Genomic DNA, 15131 nt, shown 5'->3' on the forward strand with positions numbered 1-15131 from the left:
CAGCTCAGGCGGCTGCTACCGGCTCGACCACAACAGCCACCTTTTCCTCGCCGATCCTGGTGAGGACCAGGGTGGCTGTTTTGTTGCCGCGGGATTTTGCCGAGCCCTTTCCGGCCGGCAGCAATTGTTTCCGCAGCTCTTCGGGGGTAACGGAGGTGCCGCGCTTCTTGATGTCCAGGACGCCGACGCCGTTGGCCTTCACCCAGGCCTTGAGGGCCTTGACGTTCAGCGGCATGACCTCCAGGACTTTGTAGGCGCGGGCGAAGGGTGTCGCCATCAGTTCCGGAGCGCAGATATAGGCAATGTGTTGGTCCACCAGGTGGCCGCCCAGCCGGAGCGCGACCTCGGCAACGAGGCCCGCACGGATCACCGCGCCGTCCGGTTCGTAAAGGTATCCCTCCACGGGCCCGACGTCGGGCACCGGGCCGCCGTCGAACCCTTCGCCGCTGGTGATCTCGGCTGCGCCCTGCGGCCCGAGCACCAGGGCAGCGCGGCGGATGCCGGGACGGGCGACGTCGTTGAACCACAGCGTTACTTCCGTAACGTCCCCTCCCACCGAAACCCACTGTGCCTCGCAGCCGGCCGGAACCGAATCATGGGGAATCCCCGGGCCCATCTTGACCCCGACGGACCGGCCGGTAGCGGCCAATGATTCAACGAAGGACAACGGCGGCGAGAACGCCTCCGGGTCCCAGATCCTTTTCGTTCCCGACGACGACGTCGTGCGGCGCGCCGGATCGAGCCACACGCCGTCGACCCCGTCGAGGGGCACCGACATGGCGTCGGAGTGCACCACCGTTGCGTGCGGGAAAGACATGAGGTTGATCGTGGCGCACGCGGCGGTGGTCTCGTCGAGTTCCACGGCGGTGACCTTGATGTCCATGGAGGCCATGGCCATGGAGTCGGCTCCAAGCCCGCAGCCCAGGTCCGCGACGTGCTGCGTGCCCGCCTTGGCGAAGCGTTCGGCATGCCTGGCTGCAACATTGAGCCTGGTGGCCTGTTCCAGGCCGGCCTGGGTGAAAAGCATCTGCCGGGCGAATTCGCCGAACTTGGCTTCGGCCCGGGTGCGGAGCCTGGACTGGGTGAGGACGGCGGCAACGAGTACGGGGGAGTGGCCGTCCTTGCGCAGGCGCGCATTCAGTGCGAAGGCTTCGCCATCGCTGTACGGTCCCAAGGACGCCAGCAGTTCCCAACCTTCCGTTGTCAGCAAGGGGGCAATCTGGTCCGGGGATGTGTCAGCCATGGGAACTAGCCTAGTGCTCGCCCGTCATACGGGGTCGGGAGGGATCCGGGACCACTCGGGCCGATAGGGTTGATGCCATGGAAGACAACCCAGTACGCCAGCCTGACGACGCCAATGGTTCTCCCTCTGCCCCCGATAGACATCCCTTCCCCGGAAATCTCTCCAAGTATGCCCGCCCCGCGCTCATCGTGGGTGCTTTGATTGCCATTGTCTGCATCGCGCTGTTGATCATTATTTTCTTCCTAGACTCTTTCAACGCGGCCACCTACTCGATGACTGGAAAGAGCGTCCAGGACGCCACGGATGAGGCCCGGGACATCCGTGACACCTACGCCGGTGCCCGCATCGGAGCGATCGTCGGGCTGGTGGTGTTCGGCGTCGTCGCGCTCGCCGGCGGCGTAGTCCTCTACCTGAACCGCGGAACCGGACCGAAGGAAGAGTACGACGACGGCGAGGACGTTGACTTCGACGACCTCACCGGGCAATGAGCGTGTGACCCGGAAGCGGCCCTTCGACGTTCACCCATGACGGAATTCTGGCACTCGCCTTGACCGAGTGCTAATGCTTACATAGAGTCTTGATTAGCACTCTCCCTAGGCGGGTGCTAATCATGCCGCCAGGCACTTACCGGCACCGCGACGACGGTAAGCCCGCCACGGCACCCCTGGTTTGATAGTCCATGTACTACCTCACGTAAAGGAGAGATCCGAGTGTCGGTCTCCATTAAGCCTCTCGAGGATCGCATTGTTGTCCGCCCGCTCGAAGCAGAGCAGACCACGGCTTCCGGCCTGGTCATCCCGGACACTGCACAGGAAAAGCCGCAGGAAGGCGAAGTTGTTGCAGTTGGCCCCGGCCGCTTCGATGACAACGGCAACCGCGTCCCCGTCGACGTAACCGTTGGCGACGTCGTCCTCTACTCCAAGTACGGCGGAACTGAAGTCAAGACCGGCGGCAACGAATACCTCGTTCTATCCGCCCGCGACGTTCTGGCGATCGTCGTTAAGTAATTCCCTGGATCCCGCATCGCAGATCGAGTCGGACTTCTTCCGGTCGGATCAGCGGTGCGGGTTTTCCGTCTTGAAAGGACACAACCATGGCAAAGCAGCTTGCGTTTAACGACGCTGCCCGTCGCTCGCTCGAAGCGGGCATTGACAAGCTCGCCAACACCGTCAAGGTCACCCTTGGCCCGCGTGGCCGCAACGTCGTTCTGGACAAGAAGTGGGGAGCTCCCACCATCACCAACGACGGTGTGACGATCGCCCGCGAAGTCGAACTCGACGACCCGTATGAGAACCTTGGTGCGCAGCTGGCCAAGGAAGTCGCCACCAAGACCAATGACGTCGCAGGCGACGGCACCACCACGGCCACCGTGCTGGCACAGGCACTCGTCAAGGAAGGACTGCGCAACGTTGCCGCCGGAGCCGCCCCTGGCGAAATCAAGCGCGGCATCGAAGTTTCGGTCCAGGCCGTGGCTGCCCGCCTCCTGGAGAACGCCCGCGAAGTAGAAGGCACCCAGGTTGCCAGCGTTGCGGCGATCTCCGCCCAGAGCGATGAGGTTGGCGAGCTCCTCGCCGAGGCTTTCGGCAAGGTCGGCAAGGATGGTGTCATCACCATCGAAGAGTCCTCCACCACGCAGACCGAACTGGTCCTCACCGAGGGCATGCAGTTCGACAAGGGCTACCTGTCCCCGTACTTCGTCACTGACGCGGAACGCCAGGAAGCTGTTCTGGAAGACGCGCTCATCCTGATCAACCAGGGCAAGATCTCCTCGCTGCAGGAATTCCTGCCGCTCCTCGAGAAGGCCCTGCAGGCTGCCAAGCCGCTCTTCATCATTGCCGAGGACATCGACGGCGAGGCACTGTCCACGCTGATCGTGAACCGTATCCGTGGCACCCTGAACGTCGTTGCCGTCAAGGCTCCGGGCTTCGGCGACCGCCGCAAGGCCATGCTGCAGGACATTGCCACACTGACCGGCGCACAGGTTGTCTCCCCGGAGCTCGGCCTGTCCCTGGACCAGGTTGGCCTCGAGGTCCTCGGCAGTGCCCGCCGGATCACCGTCACCAAGGACAACACCACCATCGTTGACGGGGCCGGCACGGCTGAGGACGTCGCAGCACGCGTCGCCCAGATCCGTGCCGAGCTGACCCGCACCGACTCCGACTGGGACCGGGAAAAGCTGCAGGAACGGCTCGCAAAGCTGGCAGGCGGCATCGGCGTCATCAAGGTCGGCGCAGCCACCGAGGTCGAGCTCAAGGAAAAGAAGCACCGTATCGAGGACGCAGTTTCCTCCACGCGTGCTGCCCTTGAAGAAGGCATCGTCTCGGGCGGTGGATCCGCCCTCATCCACGCCCTCAAGGCACTGGACGAGGACGCTGCCGTCAAGGCACTGGAAGGCGACGCGGCTGCCGCCGTCGGCATCGTACGCCGCGCCCTGACCCAGCCCCTTCGCTGGATCGCCCAGAACGCCGGCTTCGACGGCTACGTCGTCGTCGCCAAGGTTGCCGAGCTGGAAGACAACCACGGCTTCAACGCGAAGTCCGGTGTGTACGAGGACCTGATCGCCGCAGGCGTAATCGACCCCGTCAAGGTCACCCGCTCCGCGCTCCAGAACGCCGCGTCCATCGCAGCCCTGGTTCTCACCACCGAGACCCTGGTTGTCGAGAAGCCGGCCGAGGAAGACGAGCACGCAGGCCACAGCCACTAATACTGGTTGATCGATGCAGGAGGCCCGGTCCCCTTTTGGGGGCCGGGCCTCCTGCATTTGCGGTGGTGCGGGATGACGACCGGACGCCGGCAAAACGGCATGGAGGATCGACCCAGAAAACGTTCCGGAAGCTCCCAGCCGCTTGTGTCCTAATGGATCATAGGAAGTTGGTTGAACGCGGTCTCAATTGACGATGAACATTTCGAATCAGTAGGGTAGACGGTTTGAGTAGCACCCTGGAGGCAAGACTTTGACAACCACGCGCCCGATAGCGCCAAGGCGAACTAGCGGCGACACGCAGAATTCGGCACCCAAATCGACGTTCCGTCCTGAAATCCAGGGGCTTCGATCTGTTGCCGTCCTCATGGTTGTCACATACCACATCTGGTTTGGCCGGGTCTCCGGCGGGGTGGATGTCTTCCTTCTGGTCTCGGCATTCCTCATGGCCTTGCAGTTCACTCGGCGGCACGCGAACGGTCGGCAGACTGCCCTTATCAAGCACTACCTCCACCATTTCCGGCGGCTCGTTCCGGCCGCCGTGACCGTTATCGTCGGAACCCTGGCCGCAACCTACCTCTTCATTCCCGGCACGCGCTGGGTGGACACGATCCAGCAGGGCTGGGCCTCGCTCTTTTACGCAGAGAATTTCCTGCTGCAGTCCCAGGCCGTCAATTACTACGCCTCGGACCACAGTGCGGCCAGTCCGTTGCAGCATTTCTGGTCGCTGTCCATCCAAGGGCAGGTCTTCATCATCTGGCCGCTTATTTTTGTCGGGGCCGGCCTCTTGGCGAGGCGCTTCAAGCTCTCATATGTACCCCTTCTTCGGTACTTTTTCGGCGCGATCTTCATCGCTTCGCTCATTTACTCAGTGGGGTTCACCGCAGCCAACCAGTCGCAGGCGTACTTCTCAACCCTGGCAAGGCTGTGGGAGTTCGCCCTCGGCACGCTCCTCGCTCTCTATTTGCCGTCGTTGAAACTCCCCAAGACAGTGCGAATCGTCCTTGGCTGGGTCGGTATCATTGCCATGCTCAGTTGTGGCCTGATCCTCAATGTCGAGGCGGCGTTCCCCGGATGGGTGGCGTTGTGGCCTACGCTGGCGGCAGCTTGCGTTCTCGCGGCTGGCAAGACGGGGAGCCGTTTCGGTGCGGACCGCATCCTTAGTTCCAAACCGCTCGTCCGCATGGGAAACAACTCCTACGCACTGTATCTATGGCACTGGCCGCTCCTGGTCATTTATCTGGCCTGGTCGAACAAAACCCACGCGGGCTGGTTGTCCGGAACCGTGATCATCATCGCCGCCTTCGTCCTGGCAGTCCTGACCACGAGGTTCGTGGAGAAGCCGTGGCGGGAATGGCGCTGGCCCGAGGCGAACCGGCGGCGAAGCGCGATTGCGCTTGTGGTCGCCATGACGGTGGCGATTGTTCCGCTGGCGGGATGGCGCTTCCAAATAGACCAGACCAACAAGACCCTGCTTGCCAACATGGACGCCCGCAACCCTGGTGCGGCTGTCGTTGGCGGGGCCTTCGCCTACACCCCGGATCCGAGTGTTCCCCTCGTTCCGGCCATGACAGCCATCGACGCTGACTGGCCCGTATTCCCGAAGGCCTGCACCGGCGGCGGGGACCCGAACGACTTCGTGAACCGATGCACCAACGGGATTACGAATGGAACCAAATCCGTGGTGGTCATCGGCAATTCCCACGCCCACGTGCTGAACACGCCGCTGCTCACTATGGCCCAGAAGAACAACTGGAACCTCACCTCCATTACCAAGGGCTATTGCCCGCTGAGCGAGAACACCTCGGACGACATCACGCAATCGTGTGTTGACTTCAACAAGGCCACGCTCACGGAGGTCCTGAAGATGAAGCCTGACGTCGTCGTGACCACCAGTACGCGCACGAATGTGGATCCCAAGGTGCCAGAGCGGCTCGATCCCGGCTTTGTGTCGGAGGTCAAGACCCTCAACGACGCCGGAATCGAAGTTGTTGCCCTCAGGGATACGCCACGTCCAGCGCAACCGGTCCCGGCGTGCCTTGAGAAAGACCCGACGGCCTATGTCGCCTGCGGATCGCAGCAGGACCAGAACTATGCCGAGGATTCGCCGACGGCAGCAGTGGCCGCCCAGCTGCCGGACACCAAGTTCCTTGATCTCACGAAGTACTTCTGTCCGGACGCGAATTGCCCTGCCGTGATCGGCAACGTGATTGTCTACAAGGACGACAACCATGTGACGGCCACCTACATGAAGACTTTGGAGCCATACTTCGAGAAGGCGTTCATGACCGCGACCGGGTGGAGCTAGGCGGCCGGGCGGCTCGACGGCGGTTGACGGCTCGAAGGCGGCTGCAGGGTGCTGTTGCTCACATTGCCCTCGCGGAATATGGGGATCGGCGGCGAGGTTCTACTATTTATTCAGAACCTTTCTGCACAGGCCAGTCCCGTAATGACGGGCTGGTCATCAGCTGCAACCCCTACCAGAGCAACCCCCAAGAACCAAGGTAAGAGGCGCACTCATGACCCAGCCCGAACACGATCCCTTTGGCTTTGTCGGCCTGACTTATGACGACGTCCTGCTGCTGCCGGGCCACACCAACGTCATACCGTCCGAGGCTGATACATCCTCCCGGATCTCCAAGCGAATTTCGGTCCAGACGCCGCTGCTGTCCGCCGCCATGGACACCGTCACCGAGTCGCGCATGGCCATCGCCATGGCCCGCCAGGGCGGCCTTGGCGTCATCCACCGCAACTTGTCCATTGAAGACCAGGCCGACCACGTCGACCGCGTCAAGCGCTCCGAGTCCGGGATGATCACCAACCCCCTGACCATCCACCCGGAAGCCACCCTCCAGGAACTGGACGAACTGTGTTCGCGTTACCGGGTTTCCGGCCTGCCTGTCATCGACCCGGACGGCCGTCTGCTGGGTATTGTCACTAACCGCGACACCCGCTTCGTGCCGGAGTCCGACTTCCCGCTGCGGCTTGTCAGCGACGTCATGACCAAGATGCCGCTCATCACGGGCCACGTCGGCATCAGCCGCGAAGAGGCCTCGCACAAGCTGGCCACCAACAAGATCGAGAAGCTCCCCCTCGTTGACGAGCAGGGACGCCTCAAGGGCCTTATCACCACCAAGGACTTCACCAAAGCCGAGCAGTACCCGCTCGCGACGAAGGACGAGGAAGGCCGTCTCCGCGTCGGAGCCGCCATCGGGTTCTTCGGCGACGGCTGGGAACGGGCCATGACCCTGATCGACGCCGGTGTCGACGCACTGTTCGTGGACACCGCCAACGGCCACTCGCAGGGTGTCCTGGACCTGATCACGCGCCTGAAGTCCGATCCCGTTGCTGCGCACGTTGACATCATCGGTGGCCAGGCTGCCACCCGGGAAGGCGCCCAGGCACTGATCGACGCCGGTGCCGACGGCATCAAGGTGGGCGTGGGCCCGGGCTCCATTTGCACCACCCGCGTTGTTGCCGGTGTGGGCGTCCCCCAGATCACGGCCATCTACGAGTCCTCGAAGGCGGCCATCCCCGCCGGTGTTCCGCTGATCGCCGACGGCGGCCTGCAGTACTCGGGCGACATCGGCAAGGCCCTCGTCGCCGGTGCCGACACCGTTATGCTCGGCTCTTTGCTGGCAGGCTGCGACGAGTCGCCGGGTGAACTGATCTTCGTGAACGGCAAGCAGTTCAAGAGCTACCGGGGCATGGGTTCCCTGGGGGCCATGCAGTCCCGTGGGAAGAACACGTCCTACTCGAAGGACCGGTATTTCCAGGCGGACGTTTCCGGCGATGACAAGCTGATCCCGGAAGGCATCGAAGGCCGCGTCGCCTATCGCGGCCCGCTGTCCTCGGTGGCATACCAGCTGGTCGGCGGCCTGCGCCAGACCATGTTCTACACGGGTGCTCCAACCATCGCCGAGCTCAAAGCACGCGGCAAGTTTGTTCGTATCACTGCGGCCGGACTGAAGGAATCCCACCCGCACGACATCCAGATGACCGTCGAGGCTCCGAACTACGGTTCCCGCTAGGCGTAAGTCCCAGGCAGTTTCAAGCGGGCCCGGCACCTTCATCATGAAGATGCCGGGCCCGCTTATTTACGCGGCCAGCCCATCGCCATCCTGTACGTCACCCTGCCGGAACATCGCGCCGCACTGGGATAACCTAGAGCAGTGACTTACGAGATTGAGATTGGCCGTGGCAAGCGTGGGCGTCGTGCCTACTCCCTGGATGACATCGCGATCGTCCCCAACCGCCGGACGCGCGACCCCAAGGACGTTTCCGTCTCATGGCAGATTGATGCCTACAAGTTTGAGATGCCAGTGATCGCCGCACCCATGGACTCCGCGATGTCGCCTGAAACGGCGATCGCCCTTGGCCGGCTGGGCGGTCTGGGCGTTCTGGACCTCGAGGGCTTGTGGACGCGGTACGAGGACCCCCAGTCCGTGCTGGACGAGATCTCTGCCCTTGCGGATGAAACGGCCAGCCCGACGGTCACGCGGCGCATGCAGGAGCTCTACAAGGCCCCCATCCAGCCCGAACTGATCACCACCAGGCTCGCGGAAATCCGTGCTTCCGGTGTGACCGTGGCCGGCTCGTTGACGCCGCAGCGTACGCAGGAGCACTACAAGACCGTGGTGGCCGCCGGCGTCGACATTTTTGTCATTCGGGGCACCACCGTCTCGGCCGAACACGTCTCAAAGAACCATGAACCGCTGAACCTCAAGCAGTTCATCTACGAACTCGACGTCCCGGTGATCGTCGGCGGGGCCGCCGGCTACACCCCGGCCTTGCACCTCATGCGTACCGGAGCGGCCGGCGTCCTGGTGGGCTTCGGCGGCGGCGCAACGACCACCACCCGCCGTGCGCTCGGCATCCATTCGCCCATGGCTTCCGCCATTTCCGATGTCGCTGCTGCTCGCCGCGACTACATGGATGAGTCCGGTGGACGGTACGTGCACGTGATCGCCGACGGCGGCATGGGTTCTTCGGGTGACATCGTCAAAGCCATCGCCATGGGCGCCGACGCAGTCATGCTCGGCAGTGCTTTGGCCCGCGCGGAAGAAGCCCCAGGCAAAGGCTGGCACTGGGGCCAGGAAGCCCACCACCTTGAGCTGCCCCGCGGCGACAGGGTCAACGTCGGCACTGTCGGTCCCCTCGAGGAAGTGCTCTTCGGGCCGGGCCACCACACCAACGGCACGTCCAACCTGATCGGCGCGCTTCGCCGTTCCATGGCGACCACCGGCTATTCGGACCTGAAGGAGTTCCAACGGGTCGACGTCGTCGTCTCGCCTTACTCGGGCCGGTAGCTTACGCTCGGGCCGCTTTAGCGGGCCTGCGAAAACCCTGCCCAAGCCGCTGGACAAGAAGTAGTGTGGGGAACTACGGGCTTTGTGCGATGGGAGGCGTCCAATGAGCAGTGTTGCAGATGGTTCGCAAAGGGATGATGCATCAACCGGTGCGTTGAGTCCGCAGGCACGGGCCAGGTCCATCGAAGTTCTCAAGGGCACCACTGAGCCTGGAAAGGAACTCGACATCCTGATTGTCGGGGGAGGCGTGGTCGGGGCCGGTGCGGCTTTGGACGCGGTGACCCGCGGTTTGTCCGTGGGCATTGTCGAGGCCCGGGACTGGGCTTCGGGAACGTCGTCAAGGTCCTCGAAGCTGATTCACGGGGGGTTGCGATACCTGGAAATGCTGGACTTCGCGCTGGTCCAGGAGGCTCTCCAGGAACGCGGATTGTTGATCCAAGTGATCGCACCCCACCTTGTCCGGCCAGTTCCGTTCCTGTACCCGCTGACCCGGCGATTCTGGGAACGGCCCTACGTTGGTGCCGGGATCTTCCTCTATGACACGCTTGGACTCACCTCCGGCCACAGCCGCGGTGTGCCGATGCACAAACACCTCTTCCGGCGCGGAACACTGAGGGCAGCACCCAGCCTCAAGAGCGATGCTTTCGTCGGCTCCATCCGTTACTACGATGCACAGGTCGATGACGCCAGGCTGGTGGTCAACGTCGTCCGCACTGCGGCACATTACGGGGCGCACGCCGTGAATAGGATGCGCGTGGTGTCGTTCGTCCGCGAAGGCGAACGCGTAGTGGGGGCGAAGGTGGAAAACCAGGAAGACGGCAGCATCATCGAGGTCCGCGCCAAGCAAGTGCTCAATGCCACGGGTGTCTGGACGGACGAGACCCAGGCCATGGTGACGGATCGCGGCCAGCTCAAGGTCCGCGCTTCCAAAGGCATACACCTTGTGGTCCCGCGCGACCGCTTCCAGTCCACGGTGGGATTGATCCTCAGGACCGAAAAATCCGTGCTGTTCGTCATCCCCTGGGGGCGGCACTGGATCATCGGTACAACGGACACCGACTGGAAGCTCGACAAGGCGCACCCTGCCGCGTCCACGAAGGACATCGACTATGTTCTTGAACACGTCAACCGTGTCTTGAAACGGCCCCTGACCCGCGAGGATGTTGAGGGCGTATACGCGGGCCTGCGTCCGCTGCTGGCGGGGGAGAGCGACTCCACGGCCAAACTTTCACGTGAACACGTGGTGGCTCACCCGGTTCCGGGCCTTGTGGTGGTTGCCGGCGGAAAGTTCACCACGTACCGGGTCATGGCGAAGGACGCGGTGGACGAAGCGACCCGGGCCATGGACGAGCGCGTACCCGCGAGCTGCACCGATACCATCCCGCTCCTGGGCGCCGAGGGGTTCAAGGCTGCTTGGAACCGGCGGGCAAGAAGCGCTGATGAGGCCGGGGTCCACGTCGCAAGGGTGGAACATTTGCTCAACCGCTATGGCTCCATGACCCCGGAAGTCCTGGCGATCATCAAGGACAACCCGGCCATGGCCGAGCCGCTGCCGGGGGCCGACGACTATCTTTCAGCAGAAGTCGTGTATGCCGCGACCCATGAGGGTGCCCGGCATGTCCATGATGTCCTGACCCGACGCACCCGTATCTCGATCGAGTCATGGGACAGAGGTGTTTCCGCGGTCCCTGTTGTCGCTAAGCTGATGGGAGAAATTCTTGGCTGGAGCGACGCGCAGCGGGAAAGCGAAATCAAGCACTACCTGGCCCGGGTGGAAGCTGAACGGCTCAGCCAACAGCAGCCCGACGACGAATCGGCCGATGCTGCGCGCATGGGTGTCGATGACATCGTCCCCCTCCGCTAAGCGGCCCGGGTTGGCTGGGCACACTGGAGGGAAAACGACTTGGCGGAACCACTGGACCCGTATGATGCCGAACTAACGACGCCGGAGACCGTCATCCTGGAGATGGAAGCGGTCGACAAAACAGATGCCGCGGGGCAGCTCGCGGAAAGGCTGTACGCCGCCGGGCGCATCACGGACCTTGAAGGCTTCCTCGAAGTCGTCAACTCCCGTGAGCACCAACTTGCCACCGGGCTGCCGGGCGGCATTGGCCTTCCGCATGCCCGCAGCGAGTTTGTCTCCCGGGTCTCCATCGCTGTTGGTGTCACGAAGTTCGGACACTCCTTGGATTTCGGCGCAAGCGACGGACCGGCCACCCTGGTGCTGCTCATCGCTACGCCCGCCAGTTCATTCTCGGACCACTTGGAAGTCCTCGCGACCTTGGCCCGCTCGCTGTCCAAGGAATCGTTCAGGGAATCCCTCCGGCGCGCCCACGATCCCGAAGTCATCGCCGAACTGATCAACTCCAGCCTGGTGTTCTTCGACCACTGATTGGGGCAGGCCCTTTCGTGTTGCGTTCCGCGCCACGTAGGGACCCTGCTGCCTCACTCTAGGGGGCAGGCCCTTTCGTGTCGCGTTCCGCGCCACGTAGGGACCCTGCTGCCCCACTCTAGGGGGCAGGCCCTTTCGTGTCGCGTTCCGCGCCACGTAGGGACCCTGCTGCCCCACTCTAGGGGGCAGGCCCTTTCGTGTCGCGTTCCGCGCCACGTAGGGACCCTGCTGCCCACTCGAGGGAAAGGACCTTTCGTTTAGCTGTTCTACAGCTTGACGAAGTACGGTTAAGGGGTGTTGAAAACCGCTCTGAAGCCCCGCTGGATCGCAGGACTTGTCTTCGCGCTCCTGCTCTCCGGGGTGTTTGTGCTGCTCAGTCAGTGGCAGTTCGGCAGATCCACCCAGAGCGACGTCCCGGTTGACGAACCCGCGGTGGAGCAAGTCAAGCCCCTTACCGGGGAATTGCAGCCTGGAACGTTCTTCCCAGGTTCGGCATCAGACCAAATGGTCAGCGCCAAGGGTAGTTACGACCCCGCCAAGCAGGTCCTTGTGGAGGGCCGGTTGCTCGCCGGGCAAAAAGGGTACTGGGTAGTGACCGCGTTTGCTGTCGACGGCGCCCCCGTCCTCCACGGCGTAGCCGCATCCGCGAAGACCTGGATCCCCGTGGCCCGCGGCTGGGTTGCCGATCCAGCCCAAGCCGGGCCGCCGCCGTCGGGCACGATTGAGCTGACCGGACGGCTCCTGCCGTCCGAGGCACCAGTGCCAAACGTCGACGCCGGAGCGGGCCGCGCGTCTGCGGTTTCGGTCGCGGAACTCATCAACACGTGGGAAGTCTCAAGCTATCCCGGCTTCGTCGCCGCTACCTCGGAAGTATCGGCGGGCAAGACCCTCGCACTTCCCGCGCAGCTGAAGCCCTTGAATATCCCGGCCCAGCCCCCCAACCAACAGATCAACTGGCTCAACCTTTTCTACTCCGTGGAATGGGTGGTCTTTGCAGGATTCGCCCTCTACATTTGGTGGCGCATGGTGGCCGATGACTACCGGCGCACCCTCGAAGAAGACGAGGAAGAGCCCGAAGACGAATTCCCGTCAGACGATTTGCCAGCAATTACCAAGCCAGAACAGGTAAAGCCATGATTGAGCCCAAACCGGCCATCCAGCCCGAACAGTCCGGAGAATCCGCCGCAAAGCCAAGCGCGGCCAAGAAACGCCGTTTCGGCGGAACGACGGCCCAGATCCGTTCGGCCCTGAAGTTCTATAAAGTCATGGCCTACCTCACCGGCACCATGCTGCTGCTCCTGTGCGCCGAGCTCGTTGCGCGCTATGTGTTCGGCGTGTATCTCTTCGCCGGCGGGACCAATGCAATCACTGGTCAGCCGTTCGGTTTCGGATTCGCCGACGCTGAGTCCAAAGCGGTCCTCGGCGGCGTCAACGTCTCCGTGGGCGTCCTGATCGTCCACGGCTGGATGTACGTGCTGTACCTCATCTCGGACTTCCGCTTGTGGTCGCTCATGCGCTGGCCGTTCACGAAGCTCATCCTGCTCGCCTTGGGCGGCGTTGTCCCTCTCATGTCCTTCATTGTGGAGAAGAAGTTCCACTCGGAGGTAGAGATGGAACTCGCCGCGAATCCGCAGGCTTCCAAGCGCTACTGACGGGCGTGTCCCGGCGGGCATTGTGAGATCGCTAACGTCGGACAGTTTCCGGGCTGATTTCGGGGCTTCACGACCGGTTTCAAGGTGCACCGGGGCATCCCGGCAAAGTAGGCTGTTACGGTGACTACTCCCACCGCACCCTTCAGTTCTGAAGCTCAGACTTCCCAGAGGCCGGTGCTGGTTGTTGACTACGGTGCCCAGTACGCGCAGCTGATTGCCCGCCGCGTCCGTGAAGCGAATGTGTACTCGGAAATTGTTCCGCACACGTTCACCACCGAGCAGCTTCTGGCCAAGAACCCGGCAGCGATCATCCTCTCCGGCGGACCTTCAAGCGTTTATGCCGAGGGTGCCCCGAGGGTTGGCGCGGACCTTTTCGAGGCCGGCGTCCCGGTCTTCGGTATTTGCTACGGCTTCCAGGCCATGGCGAATGCGCTCGGGGGCAAGGTCGCGCAGACCGGCTTGCGGGAGTACGGCGCCACCGAGGCCACCACAGTTGGCGAGGCGCGCTCCATCCTTGCGGGGCTTCCGGACTCCCAGAACACCTGGATGAGCCACGGAGACTCCGTTCATGAGGCTCCTGAAGGTTTCGAGGTCCTGGCGACCACTGCGGGCGCACCTGTGGCTGCTTTCGCGAACGAAGAGAAGCATCTCTACGGCGTGCAGTGGCACCCGGAAGTCAAGCACTCTGTCCACGGACAGCAGGTTCTGGAGAACTTCCTGTTCAACGGAGCCGGCCTGAAGCCGAACTGGACCACCGGCAACATCCTCGAAGAGCAGGTGGACCGGATCCGCCGGCAGATCGGCGACTCCAAGGTCATCTGCGGCCTCTCCGGTGGCGTCGACTCGGCCGTGGCCGCAGCCCTCGTGCAGCGCGCCGTGGGCGATCAACTGACCTGTGTATTCGTGGACCACGGCTTGCTGCGCGAAGGCGAAGCCGAACAGGTCGAGCGTGACTTCGTTGCAGCAACCGGCGTGAAACTTTATGTCGCCAACGAGCAGGAGCGATTCCTGTCCGCCCTGGCCGGGGTCAGCGATCCCGAGACCAAGCGTAAGATCATCGGCCGCGAGTTCATTCGTGCGTTTGAGGAAGCAGAGCGGGCCATCATCGCCGAAGCTGCGTCCGAAGGTGAGAGCATCAAGTTCCTCGTGCAGGGCACCCTCTACCCGGATGTCGTCGAATCCGGCGGCGGCGAAGGTGCCGCGAACATCAAGAGCCACCACAACGTGGGGGGCCTGCCCGAGGACCTGCAGTTCGAACTCGTTGAACCGCTCCGCGCCCTGTTCAAGGACGAGGTTCGTGCCGTGGGCGCGCAGCTCGGCTTGCCACAGGAAATCGTCGGACGCCAGCCGTTCCCCGGACCCGGCCTGGGTATCCGCATCGTCGGGGAAGTGAACAAGGAACGACTCGACCTGCTTCGCAAGGCAGATGCCATCGCGCGGGCAGAACTCACTGCAGCCGGACTCGACAACGACGTCTGGCAGATGCCTGTCGTACTTCTGGCCGACGTCCGCAGCGTTGGCGTGCAGGGCGACGGACGCACCTACGGACACCCGATCGTACTGCGTCCCGTTTCCTCCGAGGACGCCATGACCGCCGACTGGTCGAGGCTCCCGTATGACCTCCTCGCCCGGATCTCCAACAGGATCACCAACGAGGTTGACGGGGTCAACCGCGTGGTACTTGATGTCACCAGCAAGCCGCCGGGAACCATCGAGTGGGAATAGTATTCTGAGTGACCGGCCCCTGTCCCAGGGGCCGGTCACTTTGTATTTCCCCTGAAATCAGGGGTAATTTGCCTTTCCACCAGTGTTGCGGTGCGGACTGCCGGTCGAT

At 63.1% G+C, this 15131-nt stretch carries 12 protein-coding genes; 11 read left to right on the forward strand and 1 reads right to left on the reverse strand.

Annotated elements, in window-relative coordinates; translation table 11 throughout:
* Positions 1 to 4 precede the first annotated feature (4 nt).
* Positions 5 to 1243, reverse strand: coding sequence for a THUMP-like domain-containing protein (locus AB4Z38_RS00100; protein ID WP_441427835.1), 1239 nt, complete (start codon positions 1241 to 1243; stop codon positions 5 to 7).
* Between the two features lie 77 nt (positions 1244 to 1320).
* Here AB4Z38_RS00100 and AB4Z38_RS00105 point away from each other — a divergent pair, with 77 nt between their 5' ends.
* The 11 genes from AB4Z38_RS00105 (at position 1321) to guaA (ending at position 15022) form a co-directional block, all read left to right on the forward strand.
* A complete protein-coding gene (locus AB4Z38_RS00105; protein WP_441427836.1) occupies positions 1321 to 1731 on the forward strand; it encodes a hypothetical protein in 411 nt (136 codons plus the stop codon).
* A 222-nt stretch (positions 1732 to 1953) separates the two neighbouring features.
* A complete protein-coding gene (gene groES / locus AB4Z38_RS00110) occupies positions 1954 to 2250 on the forward strand; it encodes a co-chaperone GroES (protein ID WP_265976870.1) in 297 nt (98 codons plus the stop codon).
* An 86-nt stretch (positions 2251 to 2336) separates the two neighbouring features.
* Positions 2337 to 3947: a chaperonin GroEL gene (gene groL / locus AB4Z38_RS00115; RefSeq protein WP_234749153.1), complete on the forward strand. Its 1611-nt coding sequence runs from the start codon at positions 2337 to 2339 to the stop codon at positions 3945 to 3947.
* 250 nt (positions 3948 to 4197) lie between these two features.
* The gene (locus AB4Z38_RS00120; RefSeq protein WP_441427837.1) at positions 4198 to 6252 is read left to right on the forward strand and encodes an acyltransferase family protein; all 2055 of its coding nucleotides are present in this window, start codon (positions 4198 to 4200) and stop codon (positions 6250 to 6252) included.
* A gap of 211 nt (positions 6253 to 6463) precedes the next feature.
* Positions 6464 to 7975 (forward strand): IMP dehydrogenase, encoded by a 1512-nt coding sequence (guaB, locus tag AB4Z38_RS00125; RefSeq protein WP_236812187.1) that lies wholly within the window; start codon positions 6464 to 6466, stop codon positions 7973 to 7975.
* 141 nt (positions 7976 to 8116) lie between these two features.
* The gene (locus AB4Z38_RS00130; protein WP_284980772.1) at positions 8117 to 9253 is read left to right on the forward strand and encodes a GuaB3 family IMP dehydrogenase-related protein; all 1137 of its coding nucleotides are present in this window, start codon (positions 8117 to 8119) and stop codon (positions 9251 to 9253) included.
* Positions 9254 to 9356: 103 nt separating this feature from the next.
* Positions 9357 to 11117, forward strand: coding sequence for a glycerol-3-phosphate dehydrogenase/oxidase (locus AB4Z38_RS00135; RefSeq protein ID WP_441427838.1), 1761 nt, complete (start codon positions 9357 to 9359; stop codon positions 11115 to 11117).
* A 39-nt stretch (positions 11118 to 11156) separates the two neighbouring features.
* Positions 11157 to 11645: a PTS sugar transporter subunit IIA gene (locus AB4Z38_RS00140; RefSeq protein WP_236812181.1), complete on the forward strand. Its 489-nt coding sequence runs from the start codon at positions 11157 to 11159 to the stop codon at positions 11643 to 11645.
* Between the two features lie 294 nt (positions 11646 to 11939).
* On the forward strand, positions 11940 to 12782 hold the full coding sequence (locus AB4Z38_RS00145; protein WP_441427839.1) for an SURF1 family protein: 843 nt from the start codon (positions 11940 to 11942) through the stop codon (positions 12780 to 12782).
* Positions 12779 to 13297, forward strand: coding sequence for a DUF3817 domain-containing protein (locus tag AB4Z38_RS00150; protein ID WP_284980769.1), 519 nt, complete (start codon positions 12779 to 12781; stop codon positions 13295 to 13297). Before AB4Z38_RS00145 ends, AB4Z38_RS00150 begins: the two co-directional genes overlap by 4 nt.
* Positions 13298 to 13417: 120 nt before the next feature.
* Positions 13418 to 15022: a glutamine-hydrolyzing GMP synthase gene (gene guaA, locus AB4Z38_RS00155; protein ID WP_441427840.1), complete on the forward strand. Its 1605-nt coding sequence runs from the start codon at positions 13418 to 13420 to the stop codon at positions 15020 to 15022.
* The last annotated feature ends 109 nt before the right edge of the window (positions 15023 to 15131 follow it).

Source organism: Arthrobacter sp. 2RAF6 (assembly GCF_052115205.1).
In the GTDB taxonomy this organism is placed as follows: Bacteria; Actinomycetota; Actinomycetes; order Actinomycetales; family Micrococcaceae; genus Arthrobacter.